The sequence below is a fragment of the Paenibacillus sp. TCA20 genome (assembly GCF_000732325.1).
GTDB lineage: Bacteria > Bacillota > Bacilli > Paenibacillales > Paenibacillaceae > Paenibacillus > Paenibacillus urinalis.
This window is the reverse complement of sequence record NZ_BBIW01000001.1, coordinates 517,161-536,378: the sequence shown is the minus strand read 5'-3', so window position 1 is coordinate 536,378 and position 19,218 is coordinate 517,161. Positions and strand designations below refer to the sequence as shown.

The 19,218-nt window shown below is 45.5% G+C and carries 15 protein-coding genes; 8 read left to right on the top strand and 7 right to left on the bottom strand.

Translation table 11 applies throughout. The annotated features are described in order from the left end of the window. Nucleotides 1-5: 5 nt before the first annotated feature. The 4 genes from sufD to sufB are packed head-to-tail and all read left to right on the top strand — an operon-like array spanning nt 6 to nt 4,366. Entirely contained in the window at nt 6-1,307 is a 1,302-nt protein-coding gene (gene sufD / locus TCA2_RS02500) for a Fe-S cluster assembly protein SufD (protein WP_047909951.1), read from the top strand. Further along, nucleotides 1,304-2,527, top strand: a complete 1,224-nt coding sequence (locus TCA2_RS02495) for a cysteine desulfurase (protein WP_047909950.1) — start codon at nt 1,304-1,306, stop codon at nt 2,525-2,527. Before sufD ends, TCA2_RS02495 begins: the two co-directional genes overlap by 4 nt. Continuing rightward, the gene (gene sufU / locus TCA2_RS02490) at nt 2,517-2,948 is read left to right on the top strand and encodes a Fe-S cluster assembly sulfur transfer protein SufU (protein WP_047909949.1); all 432 of its coding nucleotides are present in this window, start codon (nt 2,517-2,519) and stop codon (nt 2,946-2,948) included. The genes TCA2_RS02495 and sufU overlap by 11 nt, the downstream gene beginning before the upstream one ends. Before the next feature lie 20 nt (nt 2,949-2,968). Next, entirely contained in the window at nt 2,969-4,366 is a 1,398-nt protein-coding gene (sufB, locus tag TCA2_RS02485) for a Fe-S cluster assembly protein SufB (protein ID WP_047909948.1), read from the top strand. Between the two features lie 257 nt (nt 4,367-4,623). Here sufB and TCA2_RS02480 read toward each other — a convergent pair whose 3' ends face one another. Next, the gene (locus tag TCA2_RS02480) at nt 4,624-5,670 is read right to left on the bottom strand and encodes an HD-GYP domain-containing protein (RefSeq protein WP_047909947.1); all 1,047 of its coding nucleotides are present in this window, start codon (nt 5,668-5,670) and stop codon (nt 4,624-4,626) included. A gap of 87 nt (nt 5,671-5,757) precedes the next feature. Beyond that, nucleotides 5,758-6,489 carry a molybdopterin converting factor subunit 1 gene (moaD, locus tag TCA2_RS02475; RefSeq protein WP_047909946.1) on the bottom strand — a complete coding sequence of 244 codons (732 nt, stop codon included), beginning with the start codon at nt 6,487-6,489 and terminating at the stop codon, nt 5,758-5,760. Nucleotides 6,490-6,668: 179 nt separating this feature from the next. Here moaD and TCA2_RS02470 point away from each other — a divergent pair, with 179 nt between their 5' ends. The 3 genes from TCA2_RS02470 to yfkAB are packed head-to-tail and all read left to right on the top strand — an operon-like array spanning nt 6,669 to nt 10,488. Next, nucleotides 6,669-8,111: a bifunctional UDP-sugar hydrolase/5'-nucleotidase gene (locus tag TCA2_RS02470; RefSeq protein WP_047909945.1), complete on the top strand. Its 1,443-nt coding sequence runs from the start codon at nt 6,669-6,671 to the stop codon at nt 8,109-8,111. A gap of 51 nt (nt 8,112-8,162) precedes the next feature. Then, nucleotides 8,163-9,287: an HD-GYP domain-containing protein gene (locus TCA2_RS02465; protein WP_047909944.1), complete on the top strand. Its 1,125-nt coding sequence runs from the start codon at nt 8,163-8,165 to the stop codon at nt 9,285-9,287. Nucleotides 9,288-9,342: 55 nt separating this feature from the next. Beyond that, a complete protein-coding gene (gene yfkAB / locus TCA2_RS02460; RefSeq protein ID WP_047909943.1) occupies nt 9,343-10,488 on the top strand; it encodes a radical SAM/CxCxxxxC motif protein YfkAB in 1,146 nt (381 codons plus the stop codon). 51 nt (nt 10,489-10,539) lie between these two features. Here yfkAB and TCA2_RS02455 read toward each other — a convergent pair whose 3' ends face one another. Further along, a complete protein-coding gene (locus TCA2_RS02455) occupies nt 10,540-13,173 on the bottom strand; it encodes a cation-translocating P-type ATPase (protein WP_370510311.1) in 2,634 nt (877 codons plus the stop codon). A gap of 400 nt (nt 13,174-13,573) precedes the next feature. Between TCA2_RS02455 and TCA2_RS02450 the strand changes: the two genes are divergently transcribed. Then, nucleotides 13,574-14,224 (top strand): HAD family hydrolase, encoded by a 651-nt coding sequence (locus TCA2_RS02450; protein WP_193745979.1) that lies wholly within the window; start codon nt 13,574-13,576, stop codon nt 14,222-14,224. Between the two features lie 140 nt (nt 14,225-14,364). On the opposite strand, the gene TCA2_RS02445 is transcribed toward TCA2_RS02450, so the two are convergent. The 4 genes from TCA2_RS02445 to TCA2_RS02430 form a co-directional block, all read right to left on the bottom strand. Continuing rightward, nucleotides 14,365-15,465: a YheC/YheD family protein gene (locus tag TCA2_RS02445; protein WP_047909940.1), complete on the bottom strand. Its 1,101-nt coding sequence runs from the start codon at nt 15,463-15,465 to the stop codon at nt 14,365-14,367. A 38-nt stretch (nt 15,466-15,503) separates the two neighbouring features. Further along, on the bottom strand, nt 15,504-16,493 hold the full coding sequence (locus tag TCA2_RS02440; protein WP_370510308.1) for a YheC/YheD family protein: 990 nt from the start codon (nt 16,491-16,493) through the stop codon (nt 15,504-15,506). A gap of 116 nt (nt 16,494-16,609) precedes the next feature. Next, on the bottom strand, nt 16,610-17,983 hold the full coding sequence (locus TCA2_RS02435; protein ID WP_047909939.1) for a YheC/YheD family protein: 1,374 nt from the start codon (nt 17,981-17,983) through the stop codon (nt 16,610-16,612). A gap of 116 nt (nt 17,984-18,099) precedes the next feature. Continuing rightward, nucleotides 18,100-19,200 (bottom strand): YheC/YheD family protein, encoded by a 1,101-nt coding sequence (locus TCA2_RS02430; RefSeq protein WP_047909938.1) that lies wholly within the window; start codon nt 19,198-19,200, stop codon nt 18,100-18,102. Between the last annotated feature and the right edge of the window lie 18 nt (nt 19,201-19,218).

Genomic DNA, 19,218 nt, shown 5'->3' with positions numbered 1-19,218 from the left:
CTTAAATGACGACACAAACCATTCTTCCGGTTGATTCCGAAGCGCTTCGCGCGTTATCCGAAGGCAGAAATGAGCCGGCATGGCTTTCTGAAGGGCGCCAAGCAGCACTTGATCTTGCGGGCAACCTTGCGCTTCCAAAACTGGAAAAAACAAAAATTGAACGCTGGAATCTATCCGCGTACGGACAATATAAAACGAGTGATGCGATTACTCTGAATGAAACACCTGAAGCAATCGCAAGCTTAATAAAAGATGAGCAAGATGGAACTTTGTTGATTCAACGGGGCTCCAGCGTCGTGTACAGCAATCTTTCCAAAGAGCTTGCTGATCAAGGTGTAATCTTTACAGATCTCGAAACTGCAGTGCGTGAGCATGAGGATCTTGTTAAGAGTCATCTTCACACAGCAGTTAAATCTGACGAACATCAGCTGGCTGCACTGCATACAGCGATCTGGAACGGCGGAGTATTCCTCTATGTGCCTCGTAATGTGGTGATTGAGAAGCCGGTTCAAGCTATTTTGCTTGCTGAAGATGGAACGGCAACATTTGCACCACATGTGCTCATTATTGCGGACACGAATAGCTCTGTCGTATATGTAGACAACTATGTATCAGGCAATTTGGAAGCTCCTGTCTTCCATAATGGGGTAGCTGAAGTGTTTGTTAAGCCAGGTGCGAAGGTTCGTTTTGCTACCGTTCACCAATTTGGAGATCAAGTAACAGATATTACTTATCGCCGTGCTGTAGTTGAGAACGATGGTACAATTGAATGGATCGTTGGTGAAATGAACACAGGTAATACAGCAAGTGACACCCTTTCTATCCTGAAAGGCAATGGTTCGAATTCGGATCAGAAGACGATTGCAGTAGGTGCAGGCTCTCAGAAGCTGAACTATACGACCCAAGCCAAGCATTTTGGTAAGAGCTCTGCAAGCCAGATGATTACACGTGCGGTTATGCGTGAAGAAGCGTCTGCGATCATTAACGGAATTACCAAAATCGAGCATGGTGCAACAAAAGCGGACGGTCAGCAAACGGAACGTGTCCTGATGCTGAGTCCTAAAGCACGCGGAGACGCGAACCCGATTCTTCTGATTGATGAGGATGATGTAACAGCAGGTCACGCTGCATCTGTAGGTCAAGTAAACCAAGAGCAAATCTACTATCTGATGTCACGCGGTATTTCCCGTGAGAATGCAGAAAGATTAATCATCTATGGCTTCCTTGCGCCTGTTGTATCTGACATTCCGCTTGAAGAATTGCAGGTGCAGCTGCAGTCCCTTGTTGAAAGGAAACTGGGACAATGAACGCTCAGGCGATTCGTGAACAGTTCCCCATCCTCGATCAGGAAATTAACGGACATCCATTAGTTTATCTAGATAATGCGGCAACTTCCCACAAACCTCGCGTAGTGCTTGATGCAATCAAGCGCTACTACGAGTGGGAGAATTCCAACGTTCACCGTGGAGTTCACACGCTTGGAAGCCGTGCAACGGATGCATATGAAGGTGCTCGTGAGAAGGTAGCCAAATTTATTAATGCTAAACGATCGCAAGAAATTATTTTTACTAGAGGTACAACAACGGCGCTCAACATTGTTGCCTCCTCATACGGACCTTCCGTACTGAATGAGGGAGACGAAATTGTGATCACTCCTATGGAGCATCACAGTAACTTGATCCCTTGGCAGCAGCTTGCCAAAAGAACAGGTGCTGTGCTGAAATATATTCCCCTTCAACCAGACGGCAATATCGATCTGGCAGATGTGGAAAAAACGATCACTCCTAACACGAAAATTGTCTCTATGGCATATGTTTCGAATGTTCTCGGAGTCATTAACCCCATTAAGGAAGTAGCTGAAATTGCTCACCGCAATGGTGCAGTTATGGTTGTTGATGGCGCACAGAGCACCCCTCATATGAAGGTTGATGTGCAAGATCTTGACTGTGATTTCTACGCCTTATCCGGACATAAAATGTGCGGACCGACCGGAATCGGTGCACTGTATGGCAAGAAGGCGCTGCTTGAGTCCATGGAGCCGGTCGAATTTGGCGGCGAGATGATCGATGATGTTGGCTTGTATGAGTCTACATGGAAGGAACTCCCTTGGAAGTTTGAAGGAGGAACTCCGATCATTGCTGGTGCGGTTGGTCTCGGAGCAGCAATTGATTTTCTGACTGAGATTGGAATGGATGAAATCGCGCAGCATGAGAGCAAGCTGTCACATTATGCAATGAGTCGTATATCTGAAATCGATGGCATTCAGGTGTACGGACCTAAGAAACGTCATGTAGGTCTCGTAACCTTTAATCTCGATGATGTACACCCGCATGATGTAGCAACCGTGCTTGATGCAAGCGGAGTAGCTATTCGAGCAGGTCATCATTGCTGTCAGCCGCTGATGCGCTGGCTTGAAGTTGGATCTACAGCAAGAGCGAGCTTTTATTTATACAATACAGAGCAGGACGTAGACCGTCTTGTGAGCGCCTTAATCCAGACAAAGGAGTATTTTGGTGATGCAACTTGATGATCTGTATCGGCGCGTAATTATGGACCACTATAAAAATCCGCGGAATCGGGGCAGCTTTGAAGACGACTCGGTAACAGTTGATTTGAACAACCCGACCTGCGGTGACCGGATATCCCTGCAGCTAAAAGTTAAAGATGGAATTGTCGAGGATGCGAAGTATACCGGTGACGGCTGCTCCATCAGCATGTCCTCGGCCTCCATGATGACCGAAGCGGTTAAAGGGAAGACTATGGATGAAGCTTTGAACCTAGCAGATCGTTTCTCCGCCTTGATGCAAGGAGAGGAACCAGAATTTGACGAATATGAAGATATAGAAGCCCTATCCGGTGTAAATAAGTTCCCTGCGCGCATCAAATGCGCAACACTTGCTTGGAATGCGCTGCGCAAAGGGATAGATGAGGATCACAAACCACAATAACGATAGGGAGGTAGACCCACATGGCAAAAAAAGCGCCAGAAATGGAAGAGTATAAATATGGTTTCCGGGATGAGCATAAGTCCATTTTCCAAACAGGTAAAGGTCTGACGGAAGAGGTTGTAAGAGAAATCTCCCGTATTAAGGAAGAGCCTGAATGGATGCTCGATTTCCGTCTGAAATCCTTGAAACAGTTTGAGAAGATGCCGATGCCTCGTTGGGGCGGCGATCTCGACGGGCTTGATTTTAATGATATTCAGTACTACGTAAGACCTTCGGAGAAGCAAGGAAAGACATGGGAAGAGGTTCCTGCAGAAATCAAGGAAACCTTCGACAAACTGGGTATTCCAGAAGCAGAGCAAAAGTTCCTGGCAGGGGTATCTGCTCAATATGAATCTGAGGTTGTATACCACAACATGCAGAAGGATCTTGAGGATCAAGGCGTTATCTTCATGGATACTGATACAGCGCTGAAGGAGCATCCAGAGATTCTCAAGGAGTACTTCGCAACCGTGATTCCTCCGGCAGATAACAAGTTTGCTGCTCTGAACAGTGCTGTATGGTCAGGCGGAAGCTTCATCTACGTGCCAAAAGGCGTGAAGTGTGAAATTCCACTGCAGGCTTACTTCCGGATTAACTCTGAGAATATGGGTCAATTTGAGCGTACCCTGATTATTGCTGACGAAGACAGCTTTGTACACTACGTAGAAGGATGTACGGCTCCAATTTACAGCACAAACTCTCTGCATAGTGCGGTTGTTGAGATTATCGCTAAGAAAAATGCACGTGTACGTTATACGACGATTCAGAACTGGGCTCCGAACATCTACAATCTCGTTACCAAGCGTGCAGTTGCAGAAGAAAATGCAACCATGGAATGGGTTGATGGTAACATCGGTTCCAAGCTGACTATGAAGTATCCTGCAGTTGTTCTTAAGGGACGCGGCGCGAAAGGCTCTGTACTTTCGATTGCAGTAGCGGGTAAAGATCAGCATCAGGATGCAGGTGCGAAGATGATTCACCTTGCACCAGATACAACCTCTACAATTGTATCCAAATCAATTAGTAAGCATGGCGGTAAAGTAACCTACCGTGGTCTGGCTTCCTTCGGACGCAATGCAGAAGGCGCTAAATCGAACATTAAGTGTGATACATTGATTCTGGATAACGAGTCCACTTCGGATACGATTCCTTACAATGAGATCATGAACGATAATATTACGCTTGAGCATGAAGCAACCGTATCTAAGGTGTCTGAGGATCAGCTGTTCTACTTGATGAGCCGCGGCCTCTCTGAAGACGAAGCAACACAAATGATCATTATGGGCTTCATTGAACCGTTTACGAAAGAACTTCCAATGGAGTATGCGGTGGAGATGAACCGTCTCATCAAATTCGAGATGGAAGGCTCGATCGGTTAAGCAGAGCTATTTAACATTTGAAATGATTTCTAATACGTGTTCTGGCCATTTATGGCTGGGCACGTATTTTTTTGTTCACATCGTGATCAAGCAGCTGCTTAGGCTATATAAAAATAGAGGCCATCCGTATAGGAAAGGCCTCTATTTCTACAAATGTTTTTCATTTGATGATCTAAGGAAGTATGTACTAGATTGTTCTTTCTAAGTAGTTCTAGCTGATATGAAAGGAATCAAGGACTTATTATGTAACGTATGTTCTAGATATAAATTTCTACAATAGTAATATCTCGTTGTTTGGCCAAGTCTACAAAGCCTTGTCCACAACGGACGAGCGGACGGAAATGATCATTCGGATTATTCATTACAATCGTACCTGTATCTCCTGAAGTCAGTAATACCTGTTTGCCAATAAAATTAGGCAGGAGATGCTTGATAAAGCTCTGCGTTACTTTTGCATTGAGCTGTCCGAAGCTGAGTCCGTATAGCTCGCATAACACGGATATGTATTCTTGCTTGGATTGATACACACGATGAGTCGTCATCGCACTGTACACATCTGCCACAGCCGCAATTCGGGAATAAGGATGAATATCATCTTTGCGTAATCCGTAAGGGTAACCGCTGCCATCTTCCCGTTCATGATGCTGTAATGCAGGAATCGCGAGTGTTTCATTACCGGTAGACTCTAATATAATGTCATATCCCTGCTTAGCGTGTTTTTTCATCACACGGAATTCCTCTGGGCTTAGCTTGCCTGGCTTGTGAAGCAGCTTCTCAGGCACCATAGATTTCCCTATATCAATGAGGTAACCTGCTTTGGAGATGGTGTAGCAGTCCTCCGGGGCATAACCGAGCCATGAAGCCATATAGTATGTAAGAATGCCTACCTGTACGGAATGGTTGTAAGTATACTCATCATCACGATCAAGCAGGAGAAGAAGTGACACGACATCCTTCTGCTCCAGAAGCTGTTCAGCCATTGGCTTAAGCAGATCGTCAACCTCCGATATCGAGAAACGTCCTGATGTTGTAGCTTCCTTAAAGATCGAGGCAGTTCCTATCATGGTACTATCGAACATTGGAACTAGCTTAAGCAGGGATTCTCCTGGGGATGATCTGAAGACAGGAGCAGTCTGGGTGGCAGGCTCTGTTATGTCTACATAATCAATACCGTGCATCATCAGTTTATCGATGTCTGAATCATCAATTATGGATCCTGCTGACATCAGCTGCACTCCGGAAGGATTAAAAGTATCCGATTGAAGCAATAAACCAGGCTTTAAGTCGGTGACATGTAATCTCAAGACAATTAACCACCTTTAAATGTAAAGTTTTTAAATTTATCATATCAAGAAAAAAATGGACAGACAACGACTAGTTTTAATGATTAGTCATTTTAATGGGTCCCAGGGACCAGTTTGATGTCCTTTCCATTCTGATCCGTCCTCCCAGATCTCCTTCTTCCAAATCGGGACAATCTGTTTCAGCCTCTCAATAGCGTACCGGCTTGCCTTATAGGCATCGTCACGATGGGGGGAAGAGACGGCAATCACGACACTTGTCTCGGCAATATCCACTTTGCCTAATCGATGGGATATCGCACATTGCGCGCCAGGCCACTTTTCATTGATTTCATCACCAATCGACTTCATTGTAGATAATGCCATGGGTATGTATGCTTCATATTCAAGATGGACGGTGCGCTGATCGCCGGTCATTTCTCTTGTTGTTCCTATAAAGGTTAAGGTTGCTCCGTGATTGGCAGTGATGACTTTGGCCGAAGTTTCTTCTACCGATAGGGGGGCATATCCAATAGAGTATAGTCCATCATCAGAGGTGTGGGTTTGCTGAACGGAATTTGATGAATAGGTGGGACCTTCTCCGCCGGAAACGGGGGGGATCAGCGCTATTTCGTCTCCTTCGTTGATCACCACATGGCCTGGTGCATAATTCATATTTACAGCAATTAGTGAGGAATGGATGAGTAAGGAAGCTTCAGGATACGCTTCTGCAAGCTGCTTTTTCAAATCGTTTACCGTGACTGCATGATCTATATTTAATTCAATCTTAGATTGCCCAATTCTCTCTGCGACACCAGCGAATAATAACACGGACAGTTTCAAATGATTTCACCTCGAACGGATGTATTGATAAACCCTTTTAATATATCATATCCTTTATGAAAATGTTATTCTTATCTTTTAGATAGATCCAATGGACCAGAGTGAGCAAAATGACGAGAATTTAGTTTATATAGCGCATTAATTTATGGCTAATAAGTATCCGGAGGAGGAATACAGAGATGACGAACCATATGCCTAAACAAACCTTGACCATTCTTCATACGAATGATATTCACAGCCATTTTGAGAAAATGGGTTCCATCGCTGCGATGATCCAAAGGGAGAGAGAGCAGGCAGAACCCGGAGAAGAAATTCTAGTATTGGATATTGGAGATCACATGGACCGGATGGCAGTGGAGACCGAAGGCTCCATGGGCGGGGCCAATGTAGATGTTCTAAACTTAACGGGCTATGATGCAATTACGATTGGTAATAATGAGGGATTAACCTTTACACCGGATATCCTAGATCAGGCATATGCAGGTCTGTTATGCAAGGTCGTATGCGGTAATCTGATTGAAGAACGTTCAGGGCAGCCTCCGGCCTGGATGGAGCCATCGACTATTTTGACAAAGGGCGACATACGAATAGGTATATTGGGATCTACCGCACCGTTTAGCGCGTTCTATGAGCTGCTTGGGATGAAGGTGCTTAATCCAATCGAAACGCTAAAGCTTCAGGTAACACAAATAAGAGAGCAAGCAGACATCGTAATTCTGTTATCGCATTTGGGACTAACAACCGATCAGAGAATTGCTGAACAGATCGATGGAATTGATATGATATTGGGAGGCCACACGCATCACGTATTGGAGGAGCCGCTGGAAATAAACAAGACGCTCTTATGCGGTGCGGGCAAATATGGTCAATACCTCGGAAAAATAACCGTGGAAAGATCCAGCGAGGAAGAGCATTTTAAGTTGGTTTCAGGTGGGTGCCTGCCTGTGGATGACAATCTTCTGCATGAAAATGTGGCGGCTGCTATTATTACACATCGGGAACAGGCCGAAAATAAATTAGGTAGAACCATTGCTGTGACGGATCGAACACTTGCCATTCATTGGGACAGAGAATCGTCATTTGGAAATTTATTAGCTCAGGCAGTGCGGCAATTTACGGGTACAGATCTGGCGGTTGTTAATGCAGGTCAGCTGCTTGGTGATTTGGAGGAAGGGAATATAACGGAGGGGATGCTGCATGCTTTATGCCCTTCTCCGATTAATGCATGCACCATTCTGTTAAAAGGCGCTGACCTTCGTACAGCTATGGAGGAGAGCTTAATACCAGAGTACAGGGACCTCGTATTTAAAGGCTTTGGATTTCGAGGATACCAGCTGGGAGTCCTGTGCATCGATGGTGCAGAGTTACATTACGATCCGACCAAAGCTCCATATGAACGAATTACCGAGCTGAATATAGGAGGCGTTCCTTTGAATGATGAGCAGCTATATCGAGTGGGAACACTGGATATGTTTACGTTCAATGTGGGATATCAGAGCCTATCGCTCGGTTCAGAGCCAGCTTATCGTTTACCAGAGTTTATCCGTGATTTGATAGCCATGGAGCTTAAGAGACCGAATTCGCTTGATGAATGTCTGAGACAGAGATGGATTCTTGAATGAGAATAAAATGAAATCCGCTAATAGCATCTGATTTAGGCAGGAGAGATCACTTTGCGTTTAATACCCATTCAAATGCTGCAGCCCGGAATGAAGCTGGGCAAAAGAATATATAATGACGAAGGAATTATATTGTTAGGCGAGCAGGTCGAATTGACCGCCAATTTGATTCATCGTTTAGGTCAATTAGGCTTAAGCTATGTGTATATTCATGATCCGAATACTGATGATATTGAATTTCCGGAATTATTACGAGAAGAAACCCGTATACAGGCCATGAAAGAGATAAAGACTCAGTTTTCTATGTTATCTTCCAGTGGAACGATGCGGGGCTATTATCCTCATCTCGGCAAAGTATTCGTGGGACTAATGGAGAAGATTCTTGAAGATATCAGCTCTCGTCAAGATGTGATGATTATGCTCACCGGGATGCAATCCATGGACCATGCTTTATACGAGCACTCATTAAATGTATGTATTTATTCATTAGTGTTAGGCAAGGCACTTGGTTATGACAACAAGAGATTGATGGAGTTAGGGCTTGGAGCTCTGCTCCATGATATCGGAAAAACTCAGATCCCTGCTCATATTCTGCAGAAGCCGGGTAAGCTCACCAATGAGGAATATGATATTGTAAAGAATCATACCGTTTATGGGTTTAAGCTCCTCAAAGATGAGCCAGGAATTCCGCTTATTTCAGCCCACTGTGCTTTACAGCATCATGAACGAATGGATGGAAGGGGATATCCACAGGGCTTGTCTGGGCCCGATATTCACGATTACGGTAAACTGATCGCTTTAACCGATTCTTATGATGCGATGACGACAAACCGAATTTATCAGAATGCTCTGCTGCCGCATCAAGCGGTCGAAATGCTTTTTGCAGGTTCGGGTACGCAGTATGATCAAAAAATGTTAGAATTGTTTCGGGACTATGCAGCGATATATCCCGTAGGTTTGACTGTTCAGTTATCTACAGGAGAGACGGCAGTCGTTGTACGGTTGCATCCGGAAGCTCCACAGAGACCGGTAGTTCGGATCATTATGGATCAGGAAGGTTACACCCTTACAGCCCCTTATGAACTGGATCTGTTTCATCGTCTATCGGTGATGATTACAGGAGTGATGGGTGAGTCTTCCTCGGTATTATCGATCGCTGAACAGCCACAGTTTACATAATGTAGTGTAGTTTAGCAGGACAGCATAGTTCAATTTAGGAAATAAGGTGAAATAAATGACTTTAATGAATCATGAAATGAAGAATATTCGTGCGCTTTCTCCGGCATATGATCCCTGGGATCCGATGATGTCGTTAAGAAAATATGGTAAGCATGTGCTCACCAGCGTTGAAATGACTGTCACTCATTTATGCAATATGCGCTGCGAGCATTGTGCTGTCGGTGAGATGCTGGTTATGAGAGAGGCTCCCTCCATTCCAGTATCTCAAATGATTGAGGCGTTGGATCAGGTGGAGCATCTAGAGACGATTAGCCTGACGGGCGGGGAACCGAGCTTCTTGGAGAAAACAGTGGATGAAATGATTCTTCCTCTGCTCAAGTACGCCAAATCACGTGGGATCCGCTCACAGATCAACTCAAATTTGACGATGGATATTAGTCGATATGAGAAGCTGCTGCCCTATCTGGATGTTATGCATATTTCATTTAATTATTTGAATGCCTCTGACTTTCATGAGGTAGGATTTGCGAACACGAATCGCCCGGTCAGCTATAATACGGCAGCCAAAATGTACGATCGCATGATGGAGAACTCCTTGAAGCTAAGCGAACAGGGAATGTTCATCTCTGCAGAATCAATGATTAATTATCGCACACATCAGAAGCTGGGTGAGATCCACAAGCTCATAGGACAAATGGGAGCAAGAAGGCATGAGGTTCATCCTATGTATGCTTCAAACTTTGCTGAGTCACTACCTGTCTTGTCGCTGGATGATATGCGTAACGCGATCCATGGACTGCTGGATGTGAGAGATCAGGACATGTGGATGCTCTTCGGAACACTGCCGTTCTATGCGTGCAATGGGGGAGATGAGGATCGCAGGCTCATTTCCCGTCTATATAAAGAGCCGAATGTAACAGTAAGAAATGATCCGGATGGCCGCAATCGAGTGAATGTGAACATGTTTACCGGCAACGTATACGTAACCGATTTTGCGGATATTCCGGAATTCGGAAATATTAAGAATGAGAGACTGGATGATATTTTCTCGGAATGGACTTCAAATCATCCATTGAATCAAACGGTGAATTGCTTCTGCGATGCAGCGAGCTGCTGTGGGCCTAATCTGCTCGTAAGAGATATGTATTACAAAGATATTGATTTCAAGACACGTAAGGCCTTTCCAAATATCATCGGATAGTTTGTATACAAAGGGCTGCCACACCCATGAGGTGAGGCAGCCCTTAATTTATTAATTACGCTGAGCTGTTGTATTGCGGATCAATTTCATAATCTCCATCAGAATTACAGCACCCAGCGCTAAGCCAGCGGCTATGAAGAACTCATTCCAGCCAAATGCATCAGGAATAGAGAAGATTCCTCGCACACCTGGAATCAAGGTGACAGCGTACAGCACGAAGCATACAGCTACAGCACCGAGGACATATTTGTTCGAGAATAGCCCGACTTGGAAAATCGTCTGCTGTGTTGAGCGTGCAGCGAACGTTTGCAGGGTGCGGGCCAGTATTAAGGTTGTAAAGGCCATTGCAACGCTCATCTCAGGTGAATGGGATAGACCGATATATTGTGATGTAATAACGGCAATCCCGATAAGGATTCCTCGTGTGAGCACAGCGCTGAGCGTGCCTCCCGCAAAGATCCCTTCGTTGATGTCCCTTGGCTTGCGAGACATGACGTTCGGCTCCGGTTTTTCCATACCAAGTGCAATCGCTGGAAGGGAATCATTGGCTAGGTTAATGAATAGAAGCTGTATTGCTGTGAAAGGATTGATCCAGTCAACGATGAGCGCGAACAGGATGGCGATGATCGCACCCAGATTTCCTGCAAATAAATATGCGATCGCTTTTTTAATATTATCAAACACGGTTCTGCCGACACCGACGGCCTTAACAATGGACACGAAGTTGTCGTCCGTCAGAATCATCGCCGCGGAATCCTTGGCTACATCCGTTCCGCTGCCCATGGCAACCCCGATATCGGCTTGCTTCAGGGCCGGGGCATCGTTAACGCCGTCCCCAGTCATGGCAGCGATATTTCCTTTCTTCTGCCAGGCACGTACAATCCTTATCTTGTTCTCTGGTGATACGCGGGCATAGACCGATATATTCTCAAGCTTCTGATCCAGCTCTTCCTCAGACATCGCGTCCAGCTCTTGTCCTGTTACGGCGATATCATGGTCATCCATCAGACCGATATCACGCCCAATGGCCTGCGCAGTCGTCTTGTGGTCGCCTGTAATCATTACCGTACGTATGCCGGCCTTCTTCGATTCAATAATTGAATCGTATACTTCTTCACGCGGCGGGTCGATCATGGCAGTCAGACCTACTAGGGTTAGATCATACTCATCCTCAACACCAAGCTCATTTTTATCACTTGGTATTGTTTTATAAGCATAAGCTAACACGCGAAGTGCTCTTTCAGAGAAATTCTCATTTGCTTCCTGGAACTGAGTGAGCAGCTCGTCTGTGAGCGGAACCTGCTCTCCCTTCATAAATACATGCTTGCAACGGCTGAATAATACATCAGGACCGCCTTTAGTTAATATTGCTTTTTGACCGGCAAAGGTATGGATGGTAGACATCAGCTTTCGATCGGAATCGAATGGAATCTCTGCTTCTCTTGGAAACTGATCACGAATTTCACGATAGTGCTTGTTCTTGCTGTTACTGAATGCAATGAGTGCAATCTCGGTCGGATCTCCCAGCTCCTTACCTTCCTCATTAATATGAGAATCGTTGCACAATACCGCAATATGAAGAAGCCGGCGTTCTGCATCATTCCATTCCTGCGGGTTATCCGGGAACTCTTCCTTAGCTCCTTCGGGCAGGAAGTAATCAACAACGGTCATTCGATTCTGTGTTAGTGTACCTGTCTTATCTGTACAGATAACACTCGCGGAGCCCAGCGATTCTACCGCCGGCAATTTGCGGATAATGGCGTGCTGCTTTGCCATTTTGTTGGTTCCCACAGAGAGTACGATCGTCACAATCGAAGAGAGGGCCTCGGGAATCGCAGCAACCGCTACGGCAACAGCAAACATTAGCGCGTTAAGGATAGAGCTCGTAACATCTCCTGTATCATTTGACAGCCAGATGCGACCAGCCTCAACACCGAATATAATGATCGAGAGGATGAGAATAAACACACCCAGCTTCTTACTGAATTTATCAAGCTTGCGCTGAAGAGGTGTTTGTTTCATCTCCGCAGTTTCAATGAGCCCGGCGATCTTACCAATCTCGGTATTGCCAGCAGTTGCGGTGACGACGACCGTTCCCCGTCCATACACGGTTAGTGCACCGCTGAATACCATATTACGCCGATCTCCGAGAGCTGCATCTCCTTCGATCGGGTCCGTATGCTTCTCCACGGCTTCAGACTCGCCAGTCAGCATACCCTCATTCACTTTAAGGCTGCCGGATTCGATAATGCGTCCATCTGCAGGTACGTAGTCACCTGCTTCCAGAATGACAATATCGCCGGGTACAAGCTCCCTTGCCGGAATGGTAACTCGTGCTCCTGCACGGATAACCTTGGCCTCTGGAGCAGATAAATTACGAAGCGCATCGAGAGAGCTCTCAGCCTTTCGAGTCTGCACAACACTGACGATAGCATTAAGAATTAGTACAAGGAATATAATAAGTGATTCAATGAATTGTCCAAGAATCAGCTGCACAATCGCCGCAATCAGCAGGACGATCACCATAGGGTCCTTGAAGTTTTCAAGAAACAGCTTCCAGATGGGATCTCGATCCTTTGCTTTTAGTTCATTGTATCCTGTTGTTTCAATTCGCTTCTGTGCTTCTTCCTTCGACAGGCCCTCTAAGCTGCTGTTCACTTCACGCAGAACTTCCTCTTTATCTATTTGGTAGTATTTCAAGCGTTAAGACTCCTTTCCATTCTCCTATTTTAGTATTTGCTCCTGCTCCTACAGCCCGCATATGTATGTGGAACCTAGAACTCTAAGAGAGCTTGACAGTATAATTTCTCCCTTTTCTCCTTTCCTTATCCTTCGCCATTATATATACCCTTTTTTCCTCAAGATGAAAGATGAAACTAAAAGTATAGTACGAAGGTTCAACACACAGAATAAACGGAAGCAGGACTGAAAATTTACATTTGAAAGGTTTACATGTGGGAGCTGGAATGCTTATCATAGACAGGTGGACTTACGACTAAATCATTCGTAATAGCAAACTTATATTTAATAGAATAGGGGATGCGGACTAGTGGAAAAAAGGATCATACTGAATAAACCCGAGGCAATGATTTTTGATATGGACGGAACACTGTTTCAGACGGAATCGCTGCTCGTTCCTGTGTACCATAAAATGTTTGATATTTTAAGAGAAGAAGGACATCACGAAGGAGCGACACCGCCTGAAGAGCTTATTCTCGGCAGTCTGGGCATGCTGCTTCCTGATATATGGAAGCGGGTAATACCCAATTCAACAGAGGCAGCGAAGCTGCGTGCCGATGAACTGTTGCTGCAGCTCGAGCTGGAAGGATTAGAGCAGGGGATAGGTGTACTATATCCTGGGGTGGTTGATACGCTTAAGGCACTGCATGATTACGGTGTGAAGCTGTTTGTTGCAAGTAATGGACTGGAGCATTATGTAAAGGGTGTCGCCAAAGCTTATGGTATTGCACATCTGTTTGATGATCTGTATAGTGCCGGAGAGTATGCAACAGCATCAAAGGTTGATCTGGTCAAGCTATTGTTAGATAAACACAATATTCGTTCGGCATGGATGGTAGGAGACCGATCCTCTGATGTCGAAGCAGGCGTGGAGAATGGACAAACAGTGATTGGCTGCGCTTATGCAGGGTTTGGGCGCGAGGATGAATTGAAGGGCTCAAATGCGCTTCTAAATGACTTTACAGAATTGTTGACCTTGTATAAACAAGCTGAATAGTAATGAATAACTGCTTATAGAAATGAGTAAACCGCATATGAAATCCCCTTTGGACGTTGTCAATTGCTTTCAAGCTTTCGAAGGGAATTACGCATATGCGGTTTCTTAACTCATATAATCAATGATGAGGCATAGGACAATTATGAACTCCTCTGCTTATATAACCACAGAGAGTATTCCAGCGGTTTCACAATCGCTTGCTTGTAAACCTCATTCTGGCCAATTTGTGCAAAGACTTCCCTTGCAGGCTTCGGATTTACCTCAATCAGATAAATATCGCCGTTCTTGTCAATGGCAATATCGAGTGCCAACTCACATAATGCACCATAAGTGGCTTCTAAATATTTTGCAACATCGACTCCAAAGTGCTCGACAGCAGCACGAACCTCTGCTCTCTTATCCGAATCGGTAATCCACTGTGTTAATAGTTCATTCATTTCAATCGCTGTTCCCCCGCCATGAAGATTGGAAGTGACACTCTTATGTCCTCCGATCCGACCGGCACAGCCAGTGAATTCCCATATCCCCTCTTGATTCTTCTGAACCAGCATCCTGTAATCATGCACCCGTCCACTGGCTAGCTGGAGCTGAACCCCTTCCTGGATAATGTATCGGCTCCTGACTTCCCAATTCTTCAGCAGCTTAGGGAGCAGCTTATAGTGCATCTGTCTCGGCTCCAGAATCTGCCGTTGATGATCTCTGCCTTGAACGAGCAGGAGGCCGTCCTTGGTTAATCGTTCGATTCTGAGAATTCCGCGGCCCCCTGTTCCGTTAATCGGCTTAATATACAGCAGACTGTGTTTCATGAGCATGCTCTTCAGATCTGCATTACTGCTGTACAATTTGGTGTCCAGTAGATAGGGTCTGAATCGCTGTTTCTTATGCAGTACCTGATGTATAGTCCACTTATTGCGTAATGGCCGATTCAAGAAGAGGAGATGCGCATACTTTTGTCTGAAAAGTCTGAGCTCTTGGAAACGGGCACTCCGCTGGATTCTGCACCGGTCAAATATCATATCAGGGAACTTTCGCCATTTTCGAGCCCATCGTTTATGCTCTGTCTCATAAATCAGGGCATGAATCATCTCTTTGGACGGATGGACATCGGATGGAGTGAATACATAAACATCGAGTCCGAGCCGTTCGCCTTCCGAAATCATTCGCTCGTATATTTTCTTTTCTTCGAGTTGTTTTTTGTCGTTGAGGTACAGTGTCAGTATGCCTAAGACAGGTGACGGCATAGAATGATCACCTTCTTTGATAGTCAAATTTGGATGGTTTATCCATTTTGCTTCGCTAGGTGCGTACAGTATTGGATTAACCGTTCAAGCGATCTTTTGCGAATAGCAGGTTCATCAAATTTCATCGGCTTGGAATTGGCTTCAAAAAACCATATGCCTCCGTCCTGGTCAATGCCGAGATCCATCGACATTTCACCCAAGGCGTGACCCGATGATTTCTCTATCTGTCTGGCAATTTCCAAAGCGGTGCTTTTTACATCGTTGAGAATGTTACTGGCCAGCTGTGTGTCAAATACGCTGCTGAGAAGCAGGATCGGATCTTCAATACTGCCTCCGCGCGGAACGTGAGTCGTGATGCTTCTGCGGCCGGCCAGGCGGGCTCCTACACCGGTCATGCGCCACTGACCATTCGCATTTTTTTGCACAAGAACCCGAAGATCGAAGGGACGTCCTCCATATTCGGCCAGCTCAATACCTTGTTGGATTATATAGTCGTTTTGTTTAATACTGCGCTTAATTTTCTTCCATAACGACTCCAGATTAGAGGATTTATAGGTTGTGCTCTTGGATTGATCCTGGATCTTGAGCTTATAGGGAAGCTTATCTTCCTCACGATATTGAAGGGTCATTATCCCTTTACCGGCCTTTCCGCTTTCTGGCTTAAGGTATACAGTAGGGTGGGATTGAAGAATGCTGCTGATTACAGAAGACGATTTGAGCTTACGAGTATGGGGGACAAATGATACGGTTGACCTCGCTTTGCTCAGCCATTCAAACAATTCCCATTTGTTGAAAAAGTAAGGATTATACAGATTGATTTTGGGATGAGCGATACATTCCTTGATTTTTTTTTGCACCAGCGGCCGGCTCTCATCTTCACGAAGAGGAATCCGATTGTAAACAATGTTGGGTGGTGGGTACCGGCCCTGGAGCCATTCCTTCCGCTCTGCACTGTACTTGTATCCTTTAATGAAGTCGGCGGACAGGTTCAGATCGCGAACCGTAACGACATAGACCTGACACCCCAATTGTTCGCCTGTTTTGATAATGTCTTTAAAATTTTTATGGTTCCCTCGGAATTTTCTCTTTCTATCATAAACAGTTAATATGGCGATCGTTGGCTTTGTGTTTTTTTTGCCTCCAATTAAGAACTTTCCTTCTTCCGGAATTTGCTCAGATACATGCAGTGCGCCAGGATATGCTCCACCGAAGCTTTCCCTTCTGTGCGGAGGGAAGGGTGACGAAAAATGGATCTGCCCGGTTTGGCGTTCGCTTCGAACATCCATACTTGTGCCTCCTGATCAATACCGAGATCAAAACCGATTTCACCGAGAAGATGTTTATGATGAAACTCGATAGCCTCAGCTAATTTAATCGCTGTGTTCTTAGATTTCTGCAGGATTTCTTGCGCTCGGTCACCAAAGGTTTTGCTGAGAGCGTGTTCTGGTGTCATAAGGGAGCCGCCGTTCTTAATGTGAGTAGTAATGGAGCCCTTTCCGGCTTTTTTGGCACCGATCCCGACAACAACCCACTCGTTATTCCCGTTCTTATGCATATGAAAACGAAAATCTATAGGGCAGCCATCGATCTCAATCAACCGAATCCCTTGCTGGACAACGTAATCCTTCGTTCTCGATCCAAGTCTGGCTTGAAGCATGGTTGCAAGCTTCTTGAACGAAGTAAATCGGAGAAGTACATTGCCGCCTGGCTTTCTGAACCTGGCATAATAACCTTTCTTGGGCAAGTAGGTCAGACGAAAAATACCTTGACCGAGACTTCCTGCGGAAGGCTTATAATATACAAATTGATGACGGTCCAGCATTTCCTTGATCTTTTCCATGCTTGGATTCATGTGTGACTCCGGTACATAGCTGTTAACTGTCTGATCATTCTCCAGCAATCGATAGATATCGGATTTGTTAAAGAAGCTCCAGTTGAAAAAAGGAATGTTCTTTCGCTCAAAGCGGTCACGAAGCTGGTTGGTCGATTGCGAGAAGTCGGATCTTCTGCTCGGCAGCCTGTTATATACGACGTCTGGAAGCGGCACGTATTTTCTAGAGAATCCACCACTGCTGTTCAGAAAATAGCCGTAGACCCTCTCATTTCCCCAATCAATATCTTTCGGAGTAAATCCGAATGTATAAGAATCCTGATTACCTTGTTTAAGCAATTGTTTCACAAATCCGGTTCGTGAGCCGAACGGTTGTGATGCAGAAGTCGGACCGTCAGACAGAATACCGATCAGCGGACCGAGCTGAACTTCATCTCCCTCGACTCCTTTGATAAGAATATTGCCTGGATTTGGAATTTGAATTGCGTTGCGGACGCTGCTTGACAGATAGATGTGTTTTCCGGATTTTTTAAGTGGTTTGAGATGGACATTGATACGCTGTTTGCCAAGCCGGACATGAACTGTTTTTTTACCGGATAGCTGGAAGTTATTCATTAATGCATTGGATATATAGATGACCTTCTCCGGCCTTTTTGTAAAGTGCACATTACACAAAGTCAGACTCATTGATTTTATCCTCCTATCCTGAAACGCTGCTGATCTTGAGCTTAGCTGTCTCGTCTCAGGCCAGCTGTGCTGGATGTATTCGGCTATTTTAGTGTGCTTATTCGTTTTGCTTGACGTTATTGGGTACGAAGCAGTAAATAACGGGCATATTCAAGAGGCCGGTTGTAAGCAAGACTCGCGCTTTCCACATCACCTGCGAGCAGAAAGGAAGAGCGGCCCGGCTTGGAATTCACTTCAATAATCCACAGCTTCCCATCACGGTCGATCCCATAATCGATACCAAGCTCGCTTAAACGACCAAACCTTCCTTCTAGTACCACGGGGATGATAGCGGAGAGCTCAGCCGCTTTGTTCATAATGAGATCGGCTTGATCCTTGCCGTATTCCGTTTCCAGAAAGGAGCGGCAGTCCACAGCTGTTCCGCCTCCGTGAAGATTAGAAGTAAGACTGCCATGACCGCCTTCACGAATCGCTTGACCGCTTAAGCTCCATTTCCCCCTGCCATTTTTCTGAACGAGAACACGCAGATCAAATGGTTTTTCCTCGTGATTCATGAGTGAGAGAAATGGCTGAATGATAAATGTTCGAGTGGAAAGGATGCGATGGAGCTGGCTGAGTCCAAGTTCATGATTGGTGAAACGCTTGTTGAACATGTGGTTGGAGCGATTGCGTCCCTGAATGATAAGCTTGCCATTCTCAGGCTGCCTGCGAACGAGAACGGTTCTTTTGCCGTGTGTTCCTGCCTGCGGCTTCAAGAATACACCTTGAGGATGCCGTACCAGCCATTGCTTCAGCTGTTCTACATTCGTGTAGATGGCTGTTTCGGGCAAATGCTCTCTCAGCACAGCGTTTAGACGAAGGGAGTTATAAACATGCCACTTACCCGGTAGTCCCCGGGATAAATATCTGACCTTGTGTGAAGTTGATTTCGCAGCCTTATTTATTCTTCGTCTGAATATGCCGGGTACAGGTGACAGGCATCGATCATAGATCAGATCGGGCTGTTCTACCGGAAGCTGGGTCCAGGTGCCCTTAATATATTGATAACCTAGATAATTACCATTTGGCTCTGAGCTTCTGGGGGTGAGCACAACGACATTCATTCCAAAGTTTACTCCTTCTTGACAGAGCCGCCTGCAGAAATATTCATCGGCAAATGGGGGTGTTCCCTTCCGTTCATTCACGAGCACACCGAGCGTACCAAGCGGCTTTTTCATGGATCTGATTCCTCCTTT

Excerpts from the sequence above, each read along its gene's own strand:
- sufD (WP_047909951.1), top strand. The coding sequence starts at position 6 with ATGACGACACAAACCATTCTTCCGGTTGATTCCGAAGCGCTTCGCGCG.
- TCA2_RS02495 (WP_047909950.1), top strand. The coding sequence starts at position 1,304 with ATGAACGCTCAGGCGATTCGTGAACAGTTCCCCATCCTCGATCAGGAA.
- sufU (WP_047909949.1), top strand. The coding sequence starts at position 2,517 with ATGCAACTTGATGATCTGTATCGGCGCGTAATTATGGACCACTATAAA.
- sufB (WP_047909948.1), top strand. The coding sequence starts at position 2,969 with ATGGCAAAAAAAGCGCCAGAAATGGAAGAGTATAAATATGGTTTCCGG.
- TCA2_RS02470 (WP_047909945.1), top strand. The coding sequence starts at position 6,669 with ATGACGAACCATATGCCTAAACAAACCTTGACCATTCTTCATACGAAT.
- yfkAB (WP_047909943.1), top strand. The coding sequence starts at position 9,343 with ATGACTTTAATGAATCATGAAATGAAGAATATTCGTGCGCTTTCTCCG.
- TCA2_RS02450 (WP_193745979.1), top strand. The coding sequence starts at position 13,574 with ATGATTTTTGATATGGACGGAACACTGTTTCAGACGGAATCGCTGCTC.
- TCA2_RS02445 (WP_047909940.1), bottom strand. The coding sequence starts at position 15,465 with ATGCCGTCACCTGTCTTAGGCATACTGACACTGTACCTCAACGACAAA.
- TCA2_RS02435 (WP_047909939.1), bottom strand. The coding sequence starts at position 17,983 with ATGAGTCTGACTTTGTGTAATGTGCACTTTACAAAAAGGCCGGAGAAG.
- TCA2_RS02430 (WP_047909938.1), bottom strand. The coding sequence starts at position 19,200 with ATGAAAAAGCCGCTTGGTACGCTCGGTGTGCTCGTGAATGAACGGAAG.